General features: G+C 67.3%; 20 protein-coding genes and 1 pseudogene. 20 read left to right on the plus strand and 1 reads right to left on the minus strand.

The features are described 5' to 3' along the window. The first annotated feature begins 39 nt into the window (after positions 1-39). The 17 genes from G372_RS0104290 (at position 40) to G372_RS0104370 (ending at position 18,136) form a co-directional block, all read left to right on the plus strand. Entirely contained in the window at positions 40-915 is an 876-nt protein-coding gene (locus tag G372_RS0104290; protein ID WP_019623411.1) for a decaprenyl-phosphate phosphoribosyltransferase, read from the plus strand. Continuing rightward, positions 912-1,883, plus strand: coding sequence for a lysylphosphatidylglycerol synthase transmembrane domain-containing protein (locus G372_RS0104295; protein ID WP_019623412.1), 972 nt, complete (start codon positions 912-914; stop codon positions 1,881-1,883). The genes G372_RS0104290 and G372_RS0104295 overlap by 4 nt, the downstream gene beginning before the upstream one ends. Then, positions 1,880-3,178 carry an FAD-binding oxidoreductase gene (locus G372_RS0104300; RefSeq protein WP_019623413.1) on the plus strand — a complete coding sequence of 433 codons (1,299 nt, stop codon included), beginning with the start codon at positions 1,880-1,882 and terminating at the stop codon, positions 3,176-3,178. The genes G372_RS0104295 and G372_RS0104300 overlap by 4 nt, the downstream gene beginning before the upstream one ends. Next, positions 3,175-3,939 (plus strand): SDR family oxidoreductase, encoded by a 765-nt coding sequence (locus G372_RS0104305; RefSeq protein ID WP_019623414.1) that lies wholly within the window; start codon positions 3,175-3,177, stop codon positions 3,937-3,939. The genes G372_RS0104300 and G372_RS0104305 overlap by 4 nt, the downstream gene beginning before the upstream one ends. Further along, positions 3,939-4,592, plus strand: coding sequence for an HAD family hydrolase (locus G372_RS0104310; protein WP_019623415.1), 654 nt, complete (start codon positions 3,939-3,941; stop codon positions 4,590-4,592). The genes G372_RS0104305 and G372_RS0104310 overlap by 1 nt, the downstream gene beginning before the upstream one ends. Then, the gene (locus tag G372_RS0104315) at positions 4,589-6,103 is read left to right on the plus strand and encodes an ArnT family glycosyltransferase (RefSeq protein ID WP_019623416.1); all 1,515 of its coding nucleotides are present in this window, start codon (positions 4,589-4,591) and stop codon (positions 6,101-6,103) included. The genes G372_RS0104310 and G372_RS0104315 overlap by 4 nt, the downstream gene beginning before the upstream one ends. A gap of 83 nt (positions 6,104-6,186) precedes the next feature. Further along, positions 6,187-7,224 carry an ABC transporter substrate-binding protein gene (locus G372_RS0104320; protein ID WP_019623417.1) on the plus strand — a complete coding sequence of 346 codons (1,038 nt, stop codon included), beginning with the start codon at positions 6,187-6,189 and terminating at the stop codon, positions 7,222-7,224. After that, positions 7,224-10,130, plus strand: a complete 2,907-nt coding sequence (locus tag G372_RS0104325; RefSeq protein ID WP_019623418.1) for an EAL domain-containing protein — start codon at positions 7,224-7,226, stop codon at positions 10,128-10,130. The genes G372_RS0104320 and G372_RS0104325 overlap by 1 nt, the downstream gene beginning before the upstream one ends. Positions 10,131-10,295: 165 nt before the next feature. Then, positions 10,296-10,832: an invasion associated locus B family protein gene (locus G372_RS0104330; protein ID WP_018864058.1), complete on the plus strand. Its 537-nt coding sequence runs from the start codon at positions 10,296-10,298 to the stop codon at positions 10,830-10,832. Between the two features lie 34 nt (positions 10,833-10,866). After that, entirely contained in the window at positions 10,867-11,421 is a 555-nt protein-coding gene (locus G372_RS0104335; RefSeq protein WP_026340303.1) for a Na+/H+ antiporter subunit E, read from the plus strand. Further along, positions 11,418-11,735 carry an MrpF/PhaF family protein gene (locus tag G372_RS0104340; protein WP_018864060.1) on the plus strand — a complete coding sequence of 106 codons (318 nt, stop codon included), beginning with the start codon at positions 11,418-11,420 and terminating at the stop codon, positions 11,733-11,735. Before G372_RS0104335 ends, G372_RS0104340 begins: the two co-directional genes overlap by 4 nt. After that, positions 11,725-12,021, plus strand: a complete 297-nt coding sequence (locus G372_RS0104345; protein WP_012982413.1) for a cation:proton antiporter — start codon at positions 11,725-11,727, stop codon at positions 12,019-12,021. Before G372_RS0104340 ends, G372_RS0104345 begins: the two co-directional genes overlap by 11 nt. Beyond that, a complete protein-coding gene (locus tag G372_RS0104350; protein WP_019623420.1) occupies positions 12,018-13,013 on the plus strand; it encodes a hydrogenase subunit MbhD domain-containing protein in 996 nt (331 codons plus the stop codon). The genes G372_RS0104345 and G372_RS0104350 overlap by 4 nt, the downstream gene beginning before the upstream one ends. After that, a complete protein-coding gene (locus tag G372_RS0104355) occupies positions 13,013-13,414 on the plus strand; it encodes a Na+/H+ antiporter subunit C (protein ID WP_019623421.1) in 402 nt (133 codons plus the stop codon). The genes G372_RS0104350 and G372_RS0104355 overlap by 1 nt, the downstream gene beginning before the upstream one ends. Further along, positions 13,411-14,895: a complex I subunit 5 family protein gene (locus tag G372_RS0104360; protein ID WP_020008831.1), complete on the plus strand. Its 1,485-nt coding sequence runs from the start codon at positions 13,411-13,413 to the stop codon at positions 14,893-14,895. The genes G372_RS0104355 and G372_RS0104360 overlap by 4 nt, the downstream gene beginning before the upstream one ends. After that, positions 14,892-16,415 (plus strand): complex I subunit 5 family protein, encoded by a 1,524-nt coding sequence (locus tag G372_RS0104365; RefSeq protein WP_019623423.1) that lies wholly within the window; start codon positions 14,892-14,894, stop codon positions 16,413-16,415. Before G372_RS0104360 ends, G372_RS0104365 begins: the two co-directional genes overlap by 4 nt. After that, entirely contained in the window at positions 16,412-18,136 is a 1,725-nt protein-coding gene (locus G372_RS0104370) for a complex I subunit 5 family protein (protein WP_019623424.1), read from the plus strand. The genes G372_RS0104365 and G372_RS0104370 overlap by 4 nt, the downstream gene beginning before the upstream one ends. A gap of 59 nt (positions 18,137-18,195) precedes the next feature. On the opposite strand, the gene G372_RS0104375 is transcribed toward G372_RS0104370, so the two are convergent. Next, positions 18,196-19,095: an alpha/beta hydrolase gene (locus G372_RS0104375; protein WP_019623425.1), complete on the minus strand. Its 900-nt coding sequence runs from the start codon at positions 19,093-19,095 to the stop codon at positions 18,196-18,198. Positions 19,096-19,333: 238 nt separating this feature from the next. On the opposite strand from G372_RS0104375, the gene G372_RS0104380 reads away from it, so the two are divergent. The 3 genes and pseudogenes from G372_RS0104380 (at position 19,334) to G372_RS0104390 (ending at position 23,367) form a co-directional block, all read left to right on the plus strand. Then, positions 19,334-20,830, plus strand: a complete 1,497-nt coding sequence (locus tag G372_RS0104380; RefSeq protein WP_018864067.1) for an FAD-linked oxidase C-terminal domain-containing protein — start codon at positions 19,334-19,336, stop codon at positions 20,828-20,830. 118 nt (positions 20,831-20,948) lie between these two features. Beyond that, positions 20,949-21,923: pseudogene (locus tag G372_RS13480) on the plus strand (sensor domain-containing diguanylate cyclase). A 139-nt stretch (positions 21,924-22,062) separates the two neighbouring features. Further along, complete coding sequence (locus G372_RS0104390) at positions 22,063-23,367, plus strand: citrate synthase (RefSeq protein ID WP_012982404.1); 1,305 nt, start codon at positions 22,063-22,065, stop codon at positions 23,365-23,367. Positions 23,368-23,699 lie beyond the last annotated feature (332 nt).

Here is a 23,699-nt window from a genome sequence, read left to right on the forward strand (position 1 = left end):
CCCCAGTAGACTGCGGGACGAATTTCCCGGGTCCTCTCGATGCTTCAGCCACTGATCAAACTGCTGCGTCCGCACCAGTACATCAAGAACGGGTTCGTCCTGCTGGGCGTCGTGTTCGCCCACGAGTGGGAACCGGCGATGCTGCTGGCAGCCGGGGTCGCCTTTGTCGCCTTCTGTGCGATCGCGAGTGCCGTGTATGTGCTGAACGACATCCTCGATGTGGAGGCCGACCGCCAGCATCCGGTCAAGCGCGACCGCCCCATCGCCAGCGGCACGATCCCGGTCAGCACCGCCTGGGCGATCTTCGCGACGCTGGCTGTCGTCGCGCTCGTACTGGCCGCGATGGTCAGTACCGGCGTCACGGCACTGGTGCTCGCCTACCTGGTGCTCAACGTCGCCTACTCCTGGTCGCTGAAGCACATCGTGATCCTGGATGTGTTCAGCATCTCGGCGGGCTTCATGCTGCGCATCCTGGCCGGCACACTCGGCCTCGGGATCGAACCCTCGCAGTGGCTGTTGCTGTGTGGCCTGATGCTCACGCTGTTTCTCGGCTTCGCCAAGCGTCGCGCCGAACTGGCGGATACCGCCATCGAGCGCTCCCCGGAGCGCGAGGGCCCGCGCCGCGTACTGAATGACTACAGTGTCGGCCTGCTGGACCAGTTCATCGCGATCAGTGCGGCCTGCACGGTCCTGGCGTACGGGCTCTACACGGTCAGTGCACAGACGATCGACCTGCACGGCACGGATGGACTGATCTACACGCTGCCGTTCGTGATCTACGGCATCTTCCGCTACCTGTTTCTGCTGCACGCCCGTGGTGGCGGCAACGACACCTCGCGCGACCTGGTCACCGACCCGCACCTGCTCGCAACGGTCGCCGTCTGGCTGGGCGTTACCATCGCCGTACTCGCATGAGTGCGGTCCTGCTGTCCGGCTGGCGCATGCGGGCCGTGATGCTATCCGTCATCGCGGCCGTTGTGCTGTATCTCGGGGTTGCGCTGTGGGCGGGGGCCGCCGAGGTCTGGCATGCCCTCGCGCTGGTGGGGATCGGGGGCCTGCTGCTGGCCCTGTCGCTCTCATTGGTGAACTACTCGCTGCGTTTCACACGCTGGCAGCTCTATCTGCGCCGGCTGGGTCACCACGTGCCCCTGCGCAGGAGCGCCCACATCTACCTGGCGGGCTTTGCCCTGACCACCACCCCCGGAAAGGCCGGCGAGGCCCTGCGCGGCGTATTGCTGAAGCGACGCCATGTGCCCTATCCCGACAGCTTCGCGGCCTTCGTCAGCGAGCGTCTGTCCGATCTGATCGCGGTCGTGCTGCTGTCGATGCTGGGCTTCACCCTGGTGGCCCAGGGTGGCTGGCTGATCCTCGCCGGGGCCAGTGCGGTGGCGCTCGCGCTGGTCATCCTGTCGTGGCGCCGACCACTCGCACGACTGCAGACGTGGACGGACCGGCCCGGCCAGCGCCTGTGGCGGACCGTTCATCACCTGGCGACTATCCTGCTGCAGGCCCGGCGCTGCCACCGCCCCACCCTGCTGGCCGGGGCGACCATTCTGAGCGTGGTCGCCTGGAGCGCGGAGGCGCTCGCCTTCTGGTGGATCCTCAACGCAATGGGCTTCGAGGCCAGCTTCGCCTTCGCCGCATTCGTGTTCGCGCTGGCGATGCTGGCTGGCGCGCTGAGCTTCCTGCCCGGCGGGCTCGGGGGGACCGAGGCCGTGATTGTCGGCCTGTTGCTGCTGCATGACATGCCCGCGGCCGATGCGGTGGCCGCCACCATGCTGATCCGCTTCACCACACTGTGGTTCGCGGTCATCCTGGGCCTGATCGCCCTCGGCACCAACCCCGAGGCCCGCGGCCGCGAACAACCGGAGGCTACGGCGTGACCACGAGCTGGAACCGCATCCCACGTGTCGCGCACGCCGCCGAGGTCTCCCTGACCCGGCGCGGCCAGCCCCTGCCCGAGGCTTCGCACCCGCTACTGGCCCACGGCCTCGGCCGCAGCTACGGCGACGTCTGCCTGAATCCCGGCGGGAGCCTGCTGCATACCCGCGACCTCGACCGCTTCATCGCCTTCGATCCCGATACGGGCCGCATCACCGCCGAGGCCGGCCTGACCCTGGACGACTTGCTGCGCTTCGCGGTCCCGCGCGGCTGGTTCGTGCCGGTGGTGCCCGGCACGCGCATGGTCACGCTCGGGGGCGCGGTGGCCAACGACGTGCACGGCAAGAACCACCACCATGCCGGCAGCTTTGGCGAGCATGTCCGCGCTCTGACCCTGCGCCGCTCGGACGGCGAGTGCCGCGAGCTGACACCAGAAACGACCCCCGACTGGTTCGCCGCGACCATCGGCGGACTTGGCCTGACCGGCCTGATCGAGACGGTCACGCTGCAGCTGATGCCCGTGCGCAGCGCCTGGATGCGCGCCTGGTCGCAGCGCTTCGACAGCCTGGACGAGTTCTGGGAGCTGGACACCCGGGCCGAGCGCGAATGGCCCTACACCGTCGCCTGGATCGACTGCCTGAACCCGGGCCCGCGCGGCGAGATCGGGCGCGGCATCTACAGCGGGGCGCGCCACGCCACCACCGCACCACCACGCGACCGATACCGGGAGCCCCGCCGTGCGATCCCCGTCGATCCGCCGGTGTCGGTGGTGAACCGGGTGACCCTGCGGCTGTTCAACCAGCTTTACTACCGCCAGCCCGTGCACCCGACCGCACGCGTCGTCCATCACCTGCCCTGGCTCTTCCCGCTGGACGCGATCCGCCACTGGAACCGTATCTACGGGTACAAGGGCTTTTACCAGTACCAGTGCGTGCTGCCCCCGCATGCGCAAAAGGACGGCATGCAGGCGTTGCTCGATGCCGTGGCCGCCAGCGGCCAGGGCTCGTTCCTCGCCGTGCTCAAGCGCTTCGGGGACCGCGCGGGGCCGGGGATGCTGTCGTTCCCCCGACCCGGCGCGACCCTGGCGCTGGATTTCCCCGATCGCGGCAACGAGACCGAGCACCTGTTCCGGCGCCTGGACCGCATCGTGCAGGAGGCCGGCGGCGCGCTGTACCCGGCCAAGGACGCGCGCATGCCACCCGAGTTGTTCCGCGGCGGCTTTCCCCGCTGGGAGGAGTTCGCTAGCTTTGTCGACCCCGAATTCTCCTCCGGCTTCTGGCGCAGGGTAACCAAATGAACCGTTTGCAATCCGTCGTGATCCTCGGCGCCACCTCGGCGATCGCCACCGCCGTCGCGCGCGAACTCGCCGAACACGGGGCCCGACTGTTTCTCGTCGCGCGCGACGGCGAGCGCCTGGAGCCCCTGCTGCAGGATCTGCGGGTACGCGGCGACGATGCCTCCGCCACACGCATCCTCGGCACGACGGCCGACCTGGCGGACATCGACACCCACGCGGATGTGTGGGCGCAGGCCCAGGAGGCGCTGGGCAGCAACATCGACGCCGTGCTGCTGGCCTGGGGCACGCTGCCGGATCAGGACGCCTGCAACGCATCGGTCGCGACCACACTGGAGGCGATCCATGTGAACGGCACCAGCGCCATCGCCTTCCTGGCCCGCATAGCACCCGACTTCGAGCAGCGCGGCCGTGGCGTGATCGCCGCCATTGGCTCGGTCGCCGGCGACCGCGGGCGCCAGAGCAACTTCGTCTATGGGACCGCCAAGGGCATGCTGGCTACCTATCTCCAGGGGCTGCGCAACCGGCTTTTCTTCAGCGGCGTGGATGTGGTCACGATCAAGCCGGGCTTCGTACGCACCCCGATGACCGAGGGCTTCAACCGCGCCGGCGCGCTGTGGGCGGAGCCCGAGACCGTCGCGCGCGGGATCGTCAAGGCCATGCGCCGCGGCCGCGATGTCGCCTACCTGCCGTGGATCTGGTGGGGCATCATGACCGTGATCCGCCTGATCCCCGAGTATCTGTTCAAGCGCCTGAAGCTGTAATGACGGCGCCGCAACGCATCGTGCTGTTCGACTTCGACGGGACCCTGACCCGACGCGACAGCCTGTTCCCGTTCTTGCGCTTCGCGCTGGGTACGCCGCGCTTTCTCGCGACCCTGCCCGGGTGCCTGCCGACACTGGCGGGCTTCGCACGCGGGCGTATCGCCAACCAGGTCGCCAAGGAGGCCGTGCTCCAGCGGATGATCGGCGGCGCGTCGCTCGAAGATCTGCAGGCCCGGGGCCGCGCCTTCGCCGATCGCGTGCTGGACCGCCTGCAGCGGCCGGCCGGCATGGAACGCCTGCGCCACCACCAGGCGGCCGGCGACACCTGCGTGCTGGTCTCGGCCTCGCTGGATCTGTGGCTGCGCCCCTGGGCCGAGCGCCACGGCCTGGCCGACGTGATCTGCTCGCGCCTGGCGGTCGACGATCACGGCCGCGTCAGCGGGCACCTCGACGGCACCAACTGCCAGGGCCCGGCCAAACCCGCCGCGATCGCCAGCTGGCTGGGCCGCTTCGACCCGGACACGCCCCTTGACCTCTACGCCGCCTACGGCGACAGCGCAGGGGACGAACCCATGCTGCAGATGGTCACCACGGGTTATCGGCTGCGCGGCGGCCGCTTCGAGCCGGTCCAGGCGGGCACGCCCTCGGCATGAGTGCCGATCGCCTGCCTCCCGGCGCGCCCTGGCTCGCGCGCCACTACGGCGCGGTGCTGCTGACCGCCCTGGCCGCCAAGATCCTGATCGCCTGGACCCTGCCGATCACGGGCGACGAGGCCTACTTCCTGATCTGGGGACAGAACCCCGATCTCGGCTACTACGACCACCCCCCGATGGTCGGCTGGTGGCTGAGCCTGGTGCTCGCGATCTCGGACCACCCGCTCGCGATCCGGGCGCTGGGGATCGCCGTATCCATGGCCCCGGCCCTGCTGATCCTTGCACTGTGGCACCGGCAGGACCCGGTCCGGGCGCGGCTGGTCTCGCTGATCGCCCTGTTCATGCCGCTGCTGTTCATCGCGGTGCTGACCGCCACGGACACCCCGCTGCTCCTGTTCGGCCTGCTGGCCACCGGTCTGACCTGGCACGCGCTGCGCACCGGGCGTCACGGCTGGTTCCTGCTGGCCGGGATCGCGCTGGGGCTGGCCTTCCTGTCGAAGTACTTCGCGGTGCTGCTCGGGATCGCGCTGGGGCTGCACATCCTGCTGTTCGCGCCGCGCCACTGGCGCGGACTGCTGCTGATCATCCTCGGCGTCGTGCCGGCGGTGGCCCTGAACCTGTACTGGAACTGGGACAACTGCTGGTACAACGTGATGTTCAACATCGTGAACCGGCATGGCGGCGACGGGATCGACCCCGCCAACCTGCTCGCCTACGCGGTGATGCTGGTCTATGTGTTCACCCCCTGGCTGCTGTGGTTCATCGCCCGCGAGTTCCGCGCACTGGGCCCCGGCATCCGCGAGCATAGCTTCGGGGTTTTCCTGAGCGCCGGGCTGATCCCGCTCGCGGTGTTCGCCCTGCTGGCCCCGTTCAAGAGCATCGGCCTGCACTGGCTGGCGGTGTTCGTGCCCTTCCTGCTGCTGCCCGCCCTGTTCCTGAGCACCCGCGCGCTGAACATCAGCGCCTGGCTCTCGGCCATCCTGGCCGGCCTGCACGCGGCCGTACTCCTGACCATCGCACTGATGCCCGTGGAATGGCTGAAGGATCACGAACGCTACCCCGATGCAGTGTTCTATCTGGCACCGCAGTCGGTGGCCGACGCCGTGGGGGACTACGGTCCGGAATGGCACTTGTTCACCCGCAGCTACTCCCGCTCGGCGGTGCTCGCCTACTACACAGGGCGCGACGTCGGTGTGTTCGACCAGGGTTCCCACTACGGCCGCCAGGACGACTTGCTCACCGATTTCCGTGATCTGGACGGCGCCGACCTGCTCTACATCCCGAGCCGCGGCGATCTCGATCGGGAGCAGATGGAGCCCTTCTTCGACGCGGTCCATGTGCAGGAGGTGACCATCCGTGGCGTCGACTGGTCTCTCGCGGAAGGCCGCGGATTTGACTACCGCGCATATCGCGACGAAGTCCTCGATCCGGTGCTCGAGCGCTACTACGACTTCCCGGACTGGCTGCCCGAGGGCCGCTGCGCGTTCACCGAGCGCTACTCAAGGCGGTAGCAAACCCACACGTTGACCATGGGTTCGGCAGCCCGGATACTGTCCATTGTCACCGATCAAGGGCACCCAGGGAGGGGGAAGCGATGATCATCTCCGAGGCTGCGATCGCCACCCGCCGGCCCCCGCCGAACGCGAGCCCTCGCTGGCGCGGGTTGCTCGCCGCCATCGCCGTACTGTTGCCATTGCTGCTGGCGGGCTGCGCCGGTTCGGAAGAGCCGCCCCTGCGAGTGGCCACCATACCGTGGATCGGCTACCAGCCCCTCCACCTGGCAGCCGACCGGGGTGAATTTCGCACCGAGGACATCCGCCTGGCCCGGTTCGCCTCCAATGTCGAATCCCTGCGTGCGATCCGCAACGGCAATGTCGATGTCGCCGCCCTGACCCTGGACGAGGCCCTGCTGCTGCGGGCCGACGGCCACGACATCCGGGTCATCCTGCTGCTCGATTACTCCCACGGGGGCGACGCCATCCTGGCCCAGCCGGGCATCACCCGCATCACCGATCTGAAAGACCGGCGGGTCGGGGTGGAGAACGACGCCGCCACCGCCTACCTGCTCGCGCGTGGTCTGGAATACGGCGGCCTGGATCGAGAGGCGATCCAAATCGTCCGTGTCGATGCGGGACGTCATGCAGAAGCCTTCCGGGACCAGGAGATCGATGCCCTGGCCACCTTCGAACCCATCCGCACCCGACTGCTGAAAGACGGTGCGGAGGAGCTGTTCGACAGCACGAAAATCCCGGGCGAGATCGTCGATGTACTGGTGGCCCGTCGCGCGGCGCTGGACGAGCACCCCGGGCACCTCCGAAAACTGGTCAACGGGTGGTTCAGTGCCTTGAACCATCTCGATGCCGAGCCGGGCCCGGCACGCACACGCATGGCCGCGAACAGCGACCTGAGCGAGGACGAACTCGAAACCGCGCTGTCCGGGGTTCGTTTTCCCTCGCGGGCAGAGAACTGCGAGGCCCTCGCCCGCGACGGCGAATCCCTGCGCAGCACGACCCAGCGTCTGGCCGACCTGATGCTGGGACAGGGGTTGCTGGAGCGGCAGGTCGATCTGGACCGGCTGTTCGATGACCGGGTCCTGCAGGCGTCGGGTTGCCCGGAAACGGCAGGCGGCTGATGCGGCAGGGGATTTATCGCTTTCCGATCAACACGACGCTGCCGGTCTTCCTGCTTGTGGCGGCGCTCATCCTGGGCACGGTTTACACCGTCACTCTGATCCAGAACCAGCAGCAAACCATCCTGGAAAACGCCGAACGCGAGCTGGCCACCGAGGTCAGCCGCCTGCAGCGCATCGTCCAGCACCATCTGGCAGACAACGGCACAACCTCGCTCCAGGAAGAAATCGCGGCACTCAATGTCGATATCCGAGTGCGCATGGCCGGCGTGATCGATGAACACGAACGCCACGTCGCCGCACTGGATCGCGCAGAACGCGGGCGATCCCTCGACAGCACCCTGGCCGGCGAGCCACTGGTGGCGCTGGCCGGTCCTCTGCGCGACACACTGGACGATGCCCGCCACCGGCGCGCGGCACAGGTGCGCTATGTCGAGACCGAGAACACACTGATCGCCGCTGCCCCGCTGCAATTCACCGGCCCGGCGGTCGAACTGGGCCGGAGCCCGGCCGGGGCGGTCATCCTCGCCTGGGATCTGTCCTTCCCGTTCCGGCAGGCCCGCGCCGCGGCCCTGAACTCGGCGCTGGCACTGGCGCCATTGATCGCTGCGGCCTTCGCGGGACTGTGGTGGCTGCTTTATCGGATGCTGGGGCAACGTCTGAGCCGGCTGACCCGGACAGCCGAGCAGATCGCCGGGGGCGAACACCACCAGCGTACAGGACTGACCGGGCGCGACGAGATCGGTCGCCTGGCGCGGGCCTTCAACCACATGGCGGACAGCCTTGTGGAGGAACAGGAACACCTGCGGGACAGCGAACAACGCCTCTCCCTGGCCCAGGAGTTTTCCGGGATCGGCACCTGGGAGTGGCACATCGACAGCGGTGCAGTGATCTGGACCCGCCCGACGTTCCGGCTGTTCGATCTGCCGGAGGACGATACGGAGGTCACTTTCGAGCGCTACCTGGAACGGGTCCATGCCGATGACCGTCCACGGGTACAGGCCGTGGTAGAGCAGACGCTCGAGTGCGGCACGGCCTACAGTATCGAGCACCGGGTGGTAACCGGGAATGGCGACCAGCGCTGGCTGCTCGGCCGTGGTGACGTGCTCCGCGATGACACGGGCAACCCCCGTCGCATGTACGGGATCGTGCAGGACATCACCAGCACCAAGCGGGCCGAGGAGGCGCTGTTCCGCGAGAAGGAGTACGCCCAGGTCACCCTGGCCTCCATCGGTGACGGCGTCATCACTACCGATACCCGGGGCCGAGTGACCTTCCTCAACCCGGTGGCGGAGTATCTCACCGGCTGGAGCACTCGGGACGCCACAGGCGAGCCCCTGACCCGCGTGTTCGACATCCTCAACGAGATCACCCGCAAGCCGGCGATCAATCCGGTCGAGCGCTGCCTGCAAGAGGGCCGGATCGTCGGGCTGGCCAACCACACCGTGCTGCTACGAACGGACGGGCAGGAATTCGCGATCGAGGACTCGGCCGCCCCAATCCGGGACCGCGACGGCCAGATCGTGGGCGTGGTGCTGGTATTCCACGACGTCACCCAGGCGCGCGAACTGGCTAACCAGCTAAGCTGGCAAGCCACCCATGACGCCCTCACCGGGCTCCCCAACCGTCACGCCTTCGAACAGCGCCTGGAACAACTCGCCCGGTATCCAGAGAGCCAGAAGGGGCACGAGCAGCACACCCTGCTGTACATCGACCTGGACCAGTTCAAGGTCGTGAACGATATCGCCGGCCATCTGGCGGGGGACCAGATGATTCGCCAGGTCGGCGAGCTCATGCTGGACCAGATTCGCGAGTCCGACCTGCTGGCCCGTCTCGGGGGAGACGAGTTCGGCATCATCCTGACCTACTGCGACATCGCCCACGCCGAACGGGTGGCCAACGCCATCCACACGGTACTGGACGAGCTTCGCTTTGCCTGGGAAGACCGCGTGTTCCGCATCAGCGCCTCGATCGGCATCATCGAATTCCACCCCGGCCGACACAGCCTGGACCAGCTGCTGGCGGATGCCGACATCGCCGTATACGCGGCCAAGAACGCCGGCCGGCGGCGCTCGCACATCTTTCGCCCGGAAGACCAGGAACTGCAACAGCACCGTCGCGAAATGGACTGGGCCACACAGATCTCGGATGCGGTCGAACAGGGACGCCTGGTGCTGTTTGCCCAGAAGATTCATCCACTGGCGGAGCCCGACTCCGCCGAGCGACCACCCGGCCTCGCCTTCGAGGTCCTGGTGCGGCTGCGCCACGAGGATGGACAACTGATCCCGCCCGGGGTCTTCCTGCCGGCAGCGGAACGCTTCGACCTGATCACCATCGTCGATCGCTGGATTATCACCCGAACATTCTCCATGGTCGCCGACTACCTCCGCGAACACGGCCCCCACACCATCAGTCACTGCGCGGTCAATTTGTCCGGCGCGACGCTGAGCGACGAGAGCCTGCTCCCGTTCATCAAGAACCAGCTCAGCCTGAACCAGTTGCCCGGCGAGATCTTTTGCTTCGAGGTCACCGAGACCGCGGCGATCTCGAACCTGCAGGCGGCGATGCGGTTCATCCGCGACCTGCGCACCATGGGCTGCCGCTTCGCGCTGGATGACTTCGGCTCGGGGCTGTCATCGTTCGCCTATCTCAAGACGCTCCCGGTGGACTATCTGAAGATCGACGGCAGCTTTGTGCGCAATATCAGCACCGATCCTGTGAACCATGCGCTGGTCAGCAATATCAACGACATCGGCCACCTGCTGGAGAAGCAGACCATCGCCGAGTTCGCCGAGGATGAACTGACCATCGCCCGCCTGCGGGAACTGCGGGTGGACTTCGCACAGGGATATGGCCTGCACCGTCCGCAGCCACTAGACGAACTGCTTTCCCAGACGCCACCCCCGTGACTCCATCCGAGTGACGCGGTTTTCGGACCAGCCTGCCCGCAAAATTTGTTCGCCTCAGGGAACGCCGGACGGGCGGCGCGGTCTCGAGAGGTCACAACGATGGTTGCCCGCAGGGGTGCCATTGGCCATTCTGTACGATTGACCACACGTTCCGGAGCACACTGAATGTATATCCGCCCCCTCCTCTCGGCCCTGGTCCCGGCCCTGCTTTTCGCCCTGCCCGGCCTGGCGCTGGCCCAGCAGGCCGACCCCCAAATGGAAGAGCAGATGCAGCAGCAGGAGCCGGAGACCACGACCTACCAGGACTGGGAGGTCGCCTGCATCGAGACCCAGGGCGGCGAGCGCTGCCGCATGCAGCAGACGCTGCAGATCCAGGACGAGCAGGCGCAGGGCGCCTACCTGCAGGCCTCGCTGTTCCGCGATGGCGACAGCTACATCATCGAGATCCTGCTGCCGCTGGGTGTGGACCTGCGCCCCGGCATTCTGATGCAGGTCGACGAGGACGGCGAGGAGATCGAGGCCCCCTACATCGCCTGCGTGGAGCAGGGTTGCGTGGCCGGGCACGAACTGACCGACAGCCAGTTCAACGCGATGCAGGGTGGTCGGGCACTGACGGTCGGCTTCTGGCCGCTGCATGGCGAGCAGCCGCTGGCCTTCGATGTCTCGTTGATGGGCTTCACCGACGCCAGCGAACACCTCTGAGCCGGCCCTTGGCTGAACCATGCGGGCCGTTACAATGGTCCGTGTGGCAACGCACAGGGACGCATCCGGTCGGGCCGGCTTGAGCCGGGCCCGCACACGCTGGCGGCGGGCAGCCTGGACTGCCCTGGCCGCCGCTGTGCTGTGGTGGATACTGGCCGGCCTGGATGCCCTGCTGGAACCCCTGGCGCTCCTCGCGGTTCTCCTGGCGGGCGCCGCCAGCCTCGTTCTTCCGACCAGCCGTCCGCTCTCGGTGCGGCCCCTGGCCATCCCGGGCCTGATCACCTACTTCCTGCGGGCCTCGTTTCTGGGCGGTATCGACATCGCCCGGCGTGCCCTCGATCCGAAACTGCCGATCGCTCCCGACTTCATCGAATATCGCGCGGATCTCCCGCACGGCCCGCCGCTGACGCTGTTCATGGCGGTGCTCAGTCTACTGCCGGGGACCCTCAGCGTACGCCTCGAGGGCCGATTGCTGACCGTGCATGTCCTGGATCGCCACAGCCACCCCGAAATAGCCCTGCGCGAGCTCGAGAAACGCATCCACGCCGCCTTCGAAGACCCGCGCCGGCAATCAGAGGAGACGCCATGACCACCTTCTACCTGGTTGCCGCGATCTTTCTGCTGGCAACGATCCTGCTCGGCCTGATCCGTGTGCTGCGTGGCCCCGGCTCTGGCGATCGCATGCTGGCCGCGCAGTTGTTCGGCACCACCGGTGTCACCATTTTGCTGCTCCTTTCGATGACACTCGAGACCCCGGCGCTGGTCGACGTGGCCCTGGTATTTGCGTTGCTGGCAGTCGTAGCCGCAGTCGCATTCGTCCGCCAGCATGGTCTCCCGGAACCCTCGGGGACGCCCATCCACCAGCGTCACGGTCAGAAAAAGGACCCGGATGATGATCGCTAACACCCTAACCGTGATCCTGATCCTCGCCGGGCTGGTGTTCTTCGCGGCCGGGACGGCCGGGCTGCTGCGCTTCCCGGATGTCTACTCCCGCCTGCACGCCCTGACCAAGGCGGACAACGTCGGCCTGGGTCTGGTGATTCTCGGCCTGATGCTCCAGGCGGGGGGTCCGGCGGACATCCTCAAGCTGTTCCTGATCTGGGTGCTGGTCCTGGCGGCCGGCACCACCGCTGCGCACATGGTCGCGCAGCGCACCTGGACCCACGGGGAATTCGAGTCCGATCGATGAGCGACCTGCTCCTCGTCGTCTTCGACCTGGTCCTCCTGGTCGGGCTCCTCGGGGTGGCCTGGCGCTGCCTGGCAAGTACCGACCTGTTCCGCGCGGTGGTGCTGTTCATCACCTTCGGGCTGCTACTGGCGCTGGCCTGGGTCCGCCTGGAGGCTCCTGACATCGCCCTGGCCGAGGCTGCGATTGGTGCCGGTATCACCGGTGCCCTGCTGCTGGTCACGCTGGAGCGGCTGCGCAGCATCGTGGTCGAACGTCGCCGCGGGCAGCCCGACGAGCCACCCGATCCCGCCGGCGCCGATGCCCTGCTCCATGCCCTGCATGATCCCCCGCCCCCCCGACGGACCTTTGTCCCGGCGCTGACCTTTGCCCTGGTGGTGGGCGGGCTCATGGTCACCGCGCTGTGGCACCAGCCGGACGCCGTGGGGCTTGAACCGGTGGTGGATGAACACATGGATGTTTCGGGAGTCGATCACCCGATCACCGCCGTGCTGTTGAACTTCCGCGCCTACGACACCTTCCTGGAGCTGGCGATCGTGCTGATCGCGCTGTTGGGGGCCTGGTCACTGGGACGCTACGACCGCCTGCCGGCGCGCCCGGCACCCGGCCCGATCCTGCCCGGGACCCTCCGGCTCCTGGTGCCGGTCGCGATTGTCACGGGCGTGTATATCCTCTGGGCGGGCAGCCATGCGCCGGGCGGTGCATTTCAGGCCGGGGCCATCCTCGGTGCCGCCGGCATACTTCTGGTCCTCGCGCGCCCGCGTGACCTCCCCATGGCCCCCAGCTCACCGCTACGACTGGGGCTGGCCGCAGGGGTCGCCCTGTTCCTCGCGATCGGTATCGTCGGGCTGTTGATCGGGCCGGGGCTGCTTGGCTATCCGCCCGCATGGGCCTATCCCCTGATCATCGTGATCGAGGTCGCGGCCACGCTGTCCATCGCACTCACCCTGGTGGCACTGTTCATCGCCGGACGCCCTGCTGGAGACGATCGCTGATGGAGTGGCTCGCCCAGCAACTGGCACCGGGGCTGATCTATCCCACAGCCGGCGCAATCCTCTTTGCGCTGGGGTTGTACGGGCTGATCCGCCGCCACCACCTGGTACTGCGCATCCTTGCGCTGAACATCATGGGCTCCGGCGTCTTCATGGTGCTGCTCGGCATTGCCGCGCGTGGCGAGGGTCCACCGGATCCGGTGGCGCAGGCCCTCACGCTGACCGGCATCGTGGTCGCGGTCAGCGCGACCGCCTTCGCCCTGGCGCTGGTCGTGCGCCTGACACGCATCACGGGGCAGGCGGTGATGCTCCCCGGCCCACCGGACGATCACGCGCCGGTAGACGACATCTCGCGCGAGGAGCATGCCCCCTCCGCGGAATACGACCGGGAGCATCGCGAATGAACGAAGCGGCCCCTGCGATGCTCCCGCTGGCGATCAGCGGCCTGGTGGCCCTGTCCCTGGCGCTGGCCATCCTGGCCACCGTCTGGCCGCGCCAGGCACACCGGATCGGGGGCTACGGCGCAGTGGTCGTCACCGCCTCCGTGCTGACACTGAGCGCCCTGTTCCTGGCCGCGGGGCCCGAACCCGAGTCCGCCGCCACGCGCGTGGCACTGGGCGGCTGGGAGGCCCCGCTGGGGCTGATGCTGCACCTCGATGGCCTGTCGATGACGCTGCTGGTTCTCACCGCCGTGGTCGGGCTGGCCACCAGCCTGTACAGCCTGGGCTACGTGCACGACCCGATCGAACGCCGCCAGTTCTGGCCTCTCTGGCTGTGGCTGTGGGCCGGGCTGAACATGCTGTTGCTCTCCGGTGATGCGTTCAACCTGTACATCACGCTGGAGGTGGTGTCGCTCTCGGCCGTGGCGCTGGTGGCATTCACCGGTACCGCAGCCGCCGTCTCCGGGGCGATGCGCTATCTGCTGGTCAACATCCTCGGCTCGCTCAGCTTTTTGATGGGGGTCGTACTGCTGTTCGGAGAACACGGCGTGCTCGATCTGGTGTTGCTGGAGGCCCGCACCGAGATCGGCCCCACCGAGCGCATGGCGGCGGTACTGATGACCGCCGGGCTGATGGTGAAGGCGGCCCTGTTCCCGCTGCATGTCTGGCTCGCCCCGGCACACGGCTCCGCCCCGGCACCTGTCAGCGCGGTGCTCTCCGGTCTGGTGGTCACCGGCTCGTTCTACCTGATCCTGCGCCTGTGGATGGGGCCCTTTGCCCCGCTGGCCACACCGGCGTTCGGCATCCTGGTGGGTCTGCTCGGCGTGGCCGCGCTGGTCTGGGGCTCGGCCCAGGCCCTGCGCGCGGGGCGGCTGAAATCCATCGTCGCCTACTCGACGGTGGCCCAGTTCGGCTATCTGCTGATCGCCTTCCCGCTGATGCTGGTGGACCCCGAGGCGTGGAAGGTGGTGGTGTTCTTCGCCGTCGTCCACGCCCTGGCCAAGGCCTCCGTCTTTCTTGCCGCCGGCACGCTGCAACACGCGGCCGGTCATGATCGCGTGGCCGAGATGGGCGCTATCCTGCGCGCGCGCGGGCGCACGGTATTTGCGCTCGGGCTGGCTGGGGTAAGCCTGATGGGCCTGCCCTTTACCGGCGGCTTCATCGCCAAGTACCTGCTGCTGGAGGCGGGCCTCGGCACAATCCTGGCGGGCAGCCTGATCGGCGTGCTCTGGGTAGTCGCAATTGCCGGGGGCGGGCTGCTCGCTGCCGGCTACGTGCTGCGCATGGTGGCCCCGGCCTTTCACCACGGGCCCCGGGACGCCGGCGAGGCGGTCTCGCCCTGGATGGACTGGGTGCCCCTGGGGCTGGCCGTGGTCGCGGCCGCCGCCGGGTTCGCCGGCACCCTGACCCTGCACACCCTGACACTGACGCCGGGGGCGCCATGAACGACGGCGGCTGGCTGCTCCTCGCCATCCTGATGAGTTCGCTGGGCCCGGGCCTGGCGATCTTCTTCCTGCCCGAACGGCGCTACGGGCTGCGGACCCTGCTGAACCTCGGCGGCTCCGGCACCAAGCTGTTGCTGATCGGCTGGCTGCTGCTGGGCGTCCTGCGCGGCGACGAATACCACTTCAGCGTGCCCCTGCTGCCGGGGATCGACTTCGTGCTTGCGGCGGATGCCCTGTCGCTGCTGTTCGCCACGCTGTCGGCCGTGCTGTGGTTCGTGACCACGGTCTACGCGATCGGCTACCTGGAGGGATCGCCACGGCGCAGCCGATTTTTTGGGTTCTTTTCCCTTTGTATCAGCGCCACCGTCGGGATCGCGCTGTCGGGCAACCTGATCACCCTGCTGATCTTCTACGAGCTGCTGACGCTGGCCACCTGGCCGCTGGTGGTGCACCGCGGCACGCCCGCCGCCCTGCGCGCCGGACGGCTGTATCTGGCCTACACGCTGACCAGCGGGTTGGTGCTGTTCACCGCGATTGTCTGGCTGACCCTGCTGGCCGGGGCCGAGTCCTTCGTGCCAGGCGGCTACCTCGGCGACCTCGCGACCACGCACGAGACTGCGCTCAAGGTGCTGTTCGTGATGCTGATGATCGGGTTCGGGGTGAAGGCGGCTTTGGTGCCCCTGCACTCCTGGCTGCCGATCGCGATGGTCGCACCCGCGCCGGTGAGCGCCCTGCTGCACGCGGTCGCGGTGGTCAAGGCCGGGGCCTTCGGGATCGTGCGAGTGGTGAATGACGTCTACGGCGCCGAGGTCGCGATGGAACTCGGGCTCGCCGCGGGGCTGGTGGTGGTCGCCGCGATCACCATCCTGTACGGCTCGATCCAGGCCCTGCGCACGGACGACCTGAAACAGCGGCTGGCCTTCTCCACCGTCAGCCAGGTCTCGTACATCGTGCTGGGGGTCGCGCTGGCCGGGCCGCTGGGGGTCATCGGCGGGCTGGTGCACCTGGTCCATCAGGGGATCACCAAGATCACGCTGTTCTTCTGTGCCGGCAACTTCGCCGAGACCCTCGGCATCCACAAGATCAGCGAGCTCGACGGCGTGGGCCGGCGCATGCCGCTGACCATGCTGGCCTTCACCCTGGGCGCCCTGGGCATGATCGGGCTGCCGCCGCTCGCGGGCTTCGTGACCAAATGGCATCTGGGTCTGGGAGCGCTGGAGGCCCAGTTCCACTGGGTACTGGCGGTGCTGGTCGCCAGCGGCCTGCTCAATGCCGCGTATTTCCTGCCGCCCGTGATCCGCGGCTGGCTGGGCGAGCGACGCACGCCCTGGCACGAGCATCTGGTCGAGCATAGCGGCCCCACGCGCTTCGAGACCCACTGGATGCTGCTGTTCCCGACGTTGTTCGTCGCAGCGCTGAGCCTGCTCGGCGGTCTCCTGGCCGGGATGAGCCTGAGCCCGCTCGACTGGGTGACCCTGATCGTGGAACGCGACTACTCGATCCCGGGGTTCGCACCATGAACGCCGTCCTGTGGCTCGCGATTCCCCTGATCCCGCTGCTGCTGGCGATACTGATCGGGTTGCGGCCGCACCGGACCCGCTTCAACCGCTGGGTCCCCTGGGCGGCGTTCCCCGGGCTTGTGCTTGCGGCGTTTGGCGGCGAACTCGAGCCTGCCGCGCTGGACTGGCTGATGCTGAACACCCTGCTGGGGCTCGATCCCCTGGGACGCGCCTTCCTCGCGCTGACGGCGGGGCTATGGCTGGCCGCGGGACTTTTTGCGCTGGGTGACCGCCAGGACGATCCCCTGCGCCATCGCTTCTACGCATTCTGGCTGCTGGCACTCTCCGGGAATCTGGGCCTGGTCCTCGCGCAGGACGCCCTGAGCTTTTACCTGTTTTTCTCGCTGATGAGCCTGGCGGCCTATGGCCTGGTGGTGCACTTCAATACCGCGGAGGCCTGGCGGGCCGGGCGCATCTATCTGATCCTGGCGGTGGTCGGCGAGATCCTGCTGTTCGCGGGCTTTGCCATGGCCATCCACGAGGCCGGTGGCGATACGCGGCTGGTCGCGATCGCCGAGGCACGCCCCGAGGGCTGGGGGCTAGCATTGCTGGTGCTCGGTTTCGGCATCAAGGCGGGCATGCTTCCCCTGCATTTCTGGCTGCCACTGGCCCACCCGGCCGCACCGGTCGCGGCCAGCGCCGTGCTGTCGGGGGCGATGATCAAGGCGGGCCTGCTGGGCTGGCTGCGCGTATTGCCGCTGGACGAGACCGGCCACGCGGTTCTGGGCGAGACGCTGGTACTGCTGGGCCTGTCGGCGGCCTTCCTCGCCGCGCTCGCCGGGGTCCTGCAGTCGCGTCCCAAGACCATCCTCGCGTACTCCAGCATCAGCCAGATGGGGCTGATGACGGCAGGGGTCGGACTGGCACTCGTCCTGCCCGATCTGCGCGCCTGGCTGCTGATGGCCGTCACCCTCTACGCCGTGCACCACGGCTTTGCCAAGGGTGCGCTGTTCCTGGCCGCCGGGATGACCACACAGCGCCCGGCGACCGGCGCGGGCCGTCTGGCCTTTTTCCTGTTCGCGGTGTTGCCAGCACTGGCCCTGGCCGGGATGCCGATGACCAGCGGCGCACTGGCCAAGAACACCCTGAAAGACCCGCTGTACGACGCGGACCTGGCCGGCTGGATGGCTCATACGGAATTCGCCCTGACACTGGCGGCCGCGGGCACGACCCTCCTGATGCTGCGTTTTCTCTGGCGCTGGCACCAGGTGCAGAAAGACGCGGAGACACCCTCGCGCGCGGACTCCCGCCGCTGGTGGGCCTGGGGCGGCCTGGCGGGCATGTCGCTGGTCTTCCCCCTGCTGGGGGTGGCGGTCGCCCCACCGGAGCAGGTCCCGACCTGGGTCGTGCTGACGGGCCTGAGCCTTGTCTGGCCGATCGGCGTGGGTCTGGTCCTGGGGCTGCTGGCCTGGCGATCGCTCCGCGATCGCGATCGGCCATGGCTCCAGGAGGGCGATCTCGTCGTGCCGCTGGAGTGGCTCGCGCACGCCGCCCAGCGCCTGTGGCACAGCCGCCCCGCACGGATCGGCGACGGGCGCCACCCGGCGCGCCTGCGCTGGATGCGGTACCGGCTGCGTGAACGCCTGGAGCTGGCCGAGCACGTACTCACGCGCTGGGAGACGATTGGCCTGCTGTTCGCCGCCGCGATGCTGGGACTCTACCTGACCCTCTGGGCCGGTTAAGGAAGCACACAAAAAAGGCCGGCCCGAAAGGGCCGGCCTGATGGCCTCCGGTTGCCCGATCAGTGCTGATCGAGGAAGTCGGCGGTGAAGTCCACCACGTCATCGGCGAAGAAATCGCGGAAGAAGTGATCCGCACCATCGACCGTTTTCACGGTGATGTGCTCCTTGTCCTCGACCGCATCCATCCGCTCCGGCAGATCCGCCACCACGTCATCCTCGGACCCGATCACCACGAGCGTCGGGGTCTGGATGCCGTCGATCACGCTGGGCGTATCGTGGACGGGGGCGGGATCGTAGTAACTCAGGAATGCATGCGGTGCGACGTCCAGCTCGCCACATTGCAGAAAGCGCACACCTTCCAGCATGGAGCCGTCACCACGATCGTGCTTCTCCTGGGCGCGGGCCAGTACTTCACCCAGTGGTTCGTCGGCCTGCTCTTCGTAGTCCGCGGAGGCCTTCTCGGCGTCGAAGGTGGACGGGGCGACCACGACCATCGCCCGGATGTCGTCCGGGTCGTGTTCGGTCAGATAACGCGCCACCTGGTTACCGCCGCGCGAGTGCCCGAACAGGGTGACCGGGCCATAGCCCTCACCCTGCAGCCATTCCTGCCAGAGGGCGAGCTCCTTCAGGTGCTCGTCCACGCCATGGTGAATCGGCGCATCACACTGGAACATGCCCTCGCGCCCGTCGATCCCGTAGCTGAGGTTGATGGACAGCGTATTGTGGCCCCGGTCGGCCAGCTGATCCTGGACCGCCTGCATGACCTCCATGCGGCCATGGGCCAGCGTGCCGTGCAGCATCAGCACCACACCGTCCTCGGGCGAGGCACCGGCCCCCTCCTGGAAATGACCGATCAGGGTCAGGTCGTCATGTTCCAGCGTGACCTTCTCGGCCGCGAACGCCGGGGCGGAGACCAGGGCAGCGGCCGCACAGGCCGCAGTGATCCATGAATACCGCATCGCAATCTCCTTGGGTCGGGTTTGGAGTCATTCTAGTAATCCCGCGAATGACTAGACCATCGCAGAACAGGAATAATTCCCGATACGAACTCTGCTTATGGCATACGCCGCTGCGCCCGACCCAATCAGCGCTTGCCGGGACCAAGAGACAACACGAAGTGCCACGGACATTTCCCGCACCGGTCACCGCCTGTAACCTGAAGGACCAATCCCCGCTCCGGACTCCCCTGACCACACCATGAGTGCCGAACAGCCCCTGACCCCGGATTCCACTGCGCTCGATGCGCTGGCGGCCGCCATCGAGGTCCTGCAGCGGGAGCTGCCCGCGGATCGCCTGATCCTGGAGGCGCACGAGCGCCGCACCTACGAATGTGACGGGCTGTCCGCCTATCGCCAGACACCCGGCGCGGTTGCGCTGCCACAGACGCGAGAGGAACTGCTCACCTGCCTGCGGGTGTGCCGCGAGCACCAGGTTCCCATCATCCCCCGCGGGGCAGGCACGGGGCTCTCGGGCGGGGCCCTGCCCAGTGCCATCGGGTTGCTGCTGTCCCTCGCACGTTTCAATTGCATCCTGGAGATCGACGCCGACAATCGCTGCGCGGTCGTGCAGCCCGGCGTCCGCAACCTCGCCATTTCCGAGGCCGCGGCCCCCCAGGGCCTCTACTATGCCCCGGACCCCTCCTCCCAGATCGCCTGTTCGATTGGCGGCAATGTCGCCGAGAACGCCGGCGGCGTGCACTGCCTGAAATACGGCCTCACGGTACACAACGTACTGGGGCTGGAGATGGTTACGCTGGATGGCGAGATCATCCGCCTGGGGGGCAAGACCCTGGACACCGCGGGCCCCGACCTGCTGGCGTTGATGATCGGCTCCGAGGGGATGCTCGGGATCGTCACCGAGGTCACGGTGCGCCTGCTGCCCCGTGCGGAACGCACCCAGGTCCTGCTGGCGAGCTTCGACGAGGTCGAGGCCGCCGGGCGCGCGGTAGCCGGGATCATCGCGGCCGGACTGATCCCGGCCGGCCTGGAGATGATGGACAACGCCGCGATCCGCGCAGCCGAGGACTTCGTCCATGCCGGCTACCCGGTGGATGCCGCCGCGATCCTGCTGTGCGAGCTCGACGGCACCAATGCCGAGGTCTCCGAGGACATCATGGTGGTGCGCCGCAAGCTGCTCGAACTGGGTGCCACCGAGGTGCGCACCGCGCGCGACGCACAGGAGCAGGCCCTGTTCTGGGCCGGGCGCAAGGCCGCGTTTCCGGCCGCAGGCCGGATCTCGCCGGACTACTACTGCATGGACGGGACCATCCCCCGTCACCAGCTCGGAACCGTGCTCGAGCGCATCAATGCGCTGTCGCGCGAGCACGGACTGGGCGTATGCAACGTCTTCCATGCCGGCGACGGCAACCTGCACCCCCTGATCCTCTACGACGCCAACCAGCCCGGCCAGCTGGAAACGGCCGAGGCCTTCGGGCAGCAGATCCTGGAGCTGTGCGTGGAGGTCGGCGGGACCGTGACTGGCGAACACGGCGTAGGGGTCGAGAAGCTCGACGGGATGTGCGTGCAATTCGCCCCCGTCGAGCTCGAGCAGTTCCATCGGCTGCGACAGGCCTTCGACCCGCTCGGCCTGCTCAATCCCGGCAAGGCCGTGCCGACACTGGCTCGCTGCGCCGAGTTCGGGCGCCAGCACGTGCATGGCGGCCAATTACCGCATCCTGACCTGCCGCGCCTTTGAGTAACCACAGACCAATACTTCCCGGAACGCCTTTCCACAATTGGGAAGAACAACAAAGATCGCGTGGCATCGAAACACTACCCTTGGGTTAGCCATCCAGCTTTCCCATGCGTTGCCCATGATGCGCTCCCAGGACTGGCGCGACGACAACACCGAGGACCCGTTCAACCAGGGCGTGGACAACACCCTGCGCCTGCTGCGCCAGATCGCCCCGCTCGACACCTGGATGCTGACACGGGTGGAAGGGAACGACCAGATCGTGGTGCGCGCGGACGACCACGGCTACGGCATCGAGGCCGGCACGGTATTCGACTGGAGCGGCTCGTTCTGTATCCGCATGCTGGAAGGCCGCGCGCCCCGCATCACACCGGATGCCGCAAGCGAACCGGCCTACGCCGAGGCACTAAAAGCCCTCGCGGCGGCCGGTGACGAGACACCGATCAGCAGCTATATCGGCTATCCGGTGCGCGACATGGATCACCAGTTGTACGGCGTACTGTGCGCCATTCACCCGGAAAAAATGGATATCTAGCCCGCCGAGCAGGACGAACCGATCCAGGCGGCGGTAGGCGCGCTCGAGGCCCTGCTACTAATGCGCCACCAGATCGACTCGCTCGAACGCGAACGCGAAGCCCTTGTTCTCGAGGCACACACCGATACCCTGACCGGCGCCTACAACCGTCGCGGCTGGACCCTCGCGCTCGCGGCCGAGGAAGACCGCTGTGCCCGCCACGGCCTCCCGGCCGGCGTCGTCATGATCGACCTGAACGGGCTAAAGACCCTCAACGACACCGAAGGGCACGAGGCCGGCGACCGCCTGATCGCCACAGCCGGGCGCACCCTGCGCGAGACCGTGCGGGAAGTCGACACGGTGGCCCGCCTCGGCGGCGACGAGTTCGCGGTCCTGTTCCCCGAGACGCCGATCGACTACCTGCCCGATCTGACCCAGCGCCTGCGCACGGCACTCGAGCGGGCCGGCGTGTCCGCCTCCCTCGGCGCCTCCGCACGCGAGGTCCAGGGCGACCTGCCCAGCGCCCTGACCCGCGCCGATCAGGCCATGTACGCCGACAAGCGCGGTCAGCGCTCCCCTTAGGTTAGGGAAGCGATCCAGGGAAACAGCTCGCGGAATCCAACTTGCCGCCGAGGGACACGCTGCCCGGCGGGTGTCGATCGTTTACCATGCCCGTTTTAGCCGCTCGTTCGGACAACCTAGCGAACCCCGAGGCCCCTACATGAGCAAGACCGTCACTCTGACCGACAACACCACCGGCAAGAGCATCGAGCTGCCGATCCAGGAAGGCGCCCACGGCCCCAACTGCATCGACATCCGTGCGCTGTACAAGGAGCTCGGCTACTTCACCTATGACCCGGGGTTCATGTCCACGGCCAGTTGCCGCTCGGATGTGACCTTCATCGACGGGGACGAAGGCACCCTGCTCTACCGTGGTTACCCGATCGAACAGCTGGCGGAAGAGAGCACTTATCTCGAGGTCTGCTACCTGCTGCTGAACGGCGAGCTGCCCTCCTCCGACGACCTGCACGACTTCTCGCGCATCATCAAGGAACACTCGATGCTGCACGAGGCGGTGCGCCGCTTCTTCGACGGCTTCCGTCACGATGCACACCCGATGGCGATCATGGTCGGCGTGGTGGGCGCGCTGTCGGCCTTCTATCACGACAACGTCGACGTGCATAACCCGGAACATCGGCGCATCGCCGCGCACCGGCTGATCTCCAAGATGCCGACCATCGCCGCCTGGTCGTACAAGTACGCCCACGGCCAGCCGTTCATGTATCCGGACAACAACCTGTCCTACACGGCCAATTTCCTGTCGATGATGTTCGGCGTGCCCAGCGAGCCCTACCAGCCGAACCCGGTGTTCGTGCGCGCGCTGGACCTGATCCTGATCCTGCATGCGGATCACGAACAGAACGCCTCGACCTCCACCGTGCGCCTGTCGGGTTCCTCCGAGGCCAACCCGTTCGCCGCGATTTCCGCCGGCATCGCCTCGCTGTGGGGCCCGCTGCACGGGGGCGCGAACGAGAAGGTCGTGCGCATGCTCGAGGAGATCGTGAACTCCGACAAGAGCGTGCAGGACTTCGTCGCCCGGGCGAAGGACAAGAACGACCCGTTCCGCCTGATGGGCTTCGGCCACCGCGTGTACAAGAACTACGACCCGCGGGCCAAGATCATCCGCAAGATGTGCCACGAGCTGCTGGCCGAGATGGGCGACATGGGCGCCGACAACCAGCCGCTGTTCGACGTCGCGATGGAACTGGAGCGGATTGCGATGGAGGACGACTACTTCATCGAGCGCAAGCTCTATCCGAACGTCGATTTCTATTCCGGCATCATCCTGCGCGCGATGGGCATCCCGCTGAACATGTTCACCGTGATCTTTGCGCTCGCTCGCACGGTGGGCTGGATCTCGCACTGGAACGAAATGATGCAGGACCCGGAATCGCGCATTGGCCGCCCGCGCCAGCTCTACACCGGCCACCCCTCGCGCGAATACATCGCGATCGAGGAACGCTAGAAACGTTCTAGGGAAACACTGATCAATGTACACGCTCGCGCTCGAGTCGCTTTTGCGTGCGAACAAGGCGCGGCGACTGCCGTGCAGTCATTCTGCACAAGGGAGCCGCAACGCCGTGCGCGCACAAAAGCGGCCGAGCCCCTTCGGGGTTGGCACCCCAGGTTCCCCGATCCCGCGTTGCGCCGCTTGCGGGTAGAACCACTACCCGTTGCACGACGCGCCTTGTCTCGGAAAACCTGGGGTACCAACGCGAGCGTGTACATTAATCAGTGTTTCCCTTGGCGCTCCCCTTCCCTTGCCGTGCGACTGCGCCAGTGCTATCTACTGGTTAG

The sequence above is a fragment of the Thioalkalivibrio thiocyanoxidans ARh2 genome (genome assembly GCF_000385215.1).
Classification (GTDB): domain Bacteria; phylum Pseudomonadota; class Gammaproteobacteria; order Ectothiorhodospirales; family Ectothiorhodospiraceae; genus Thioalkalivibrio; species Thioalkalivibrio thiocyanoxidans.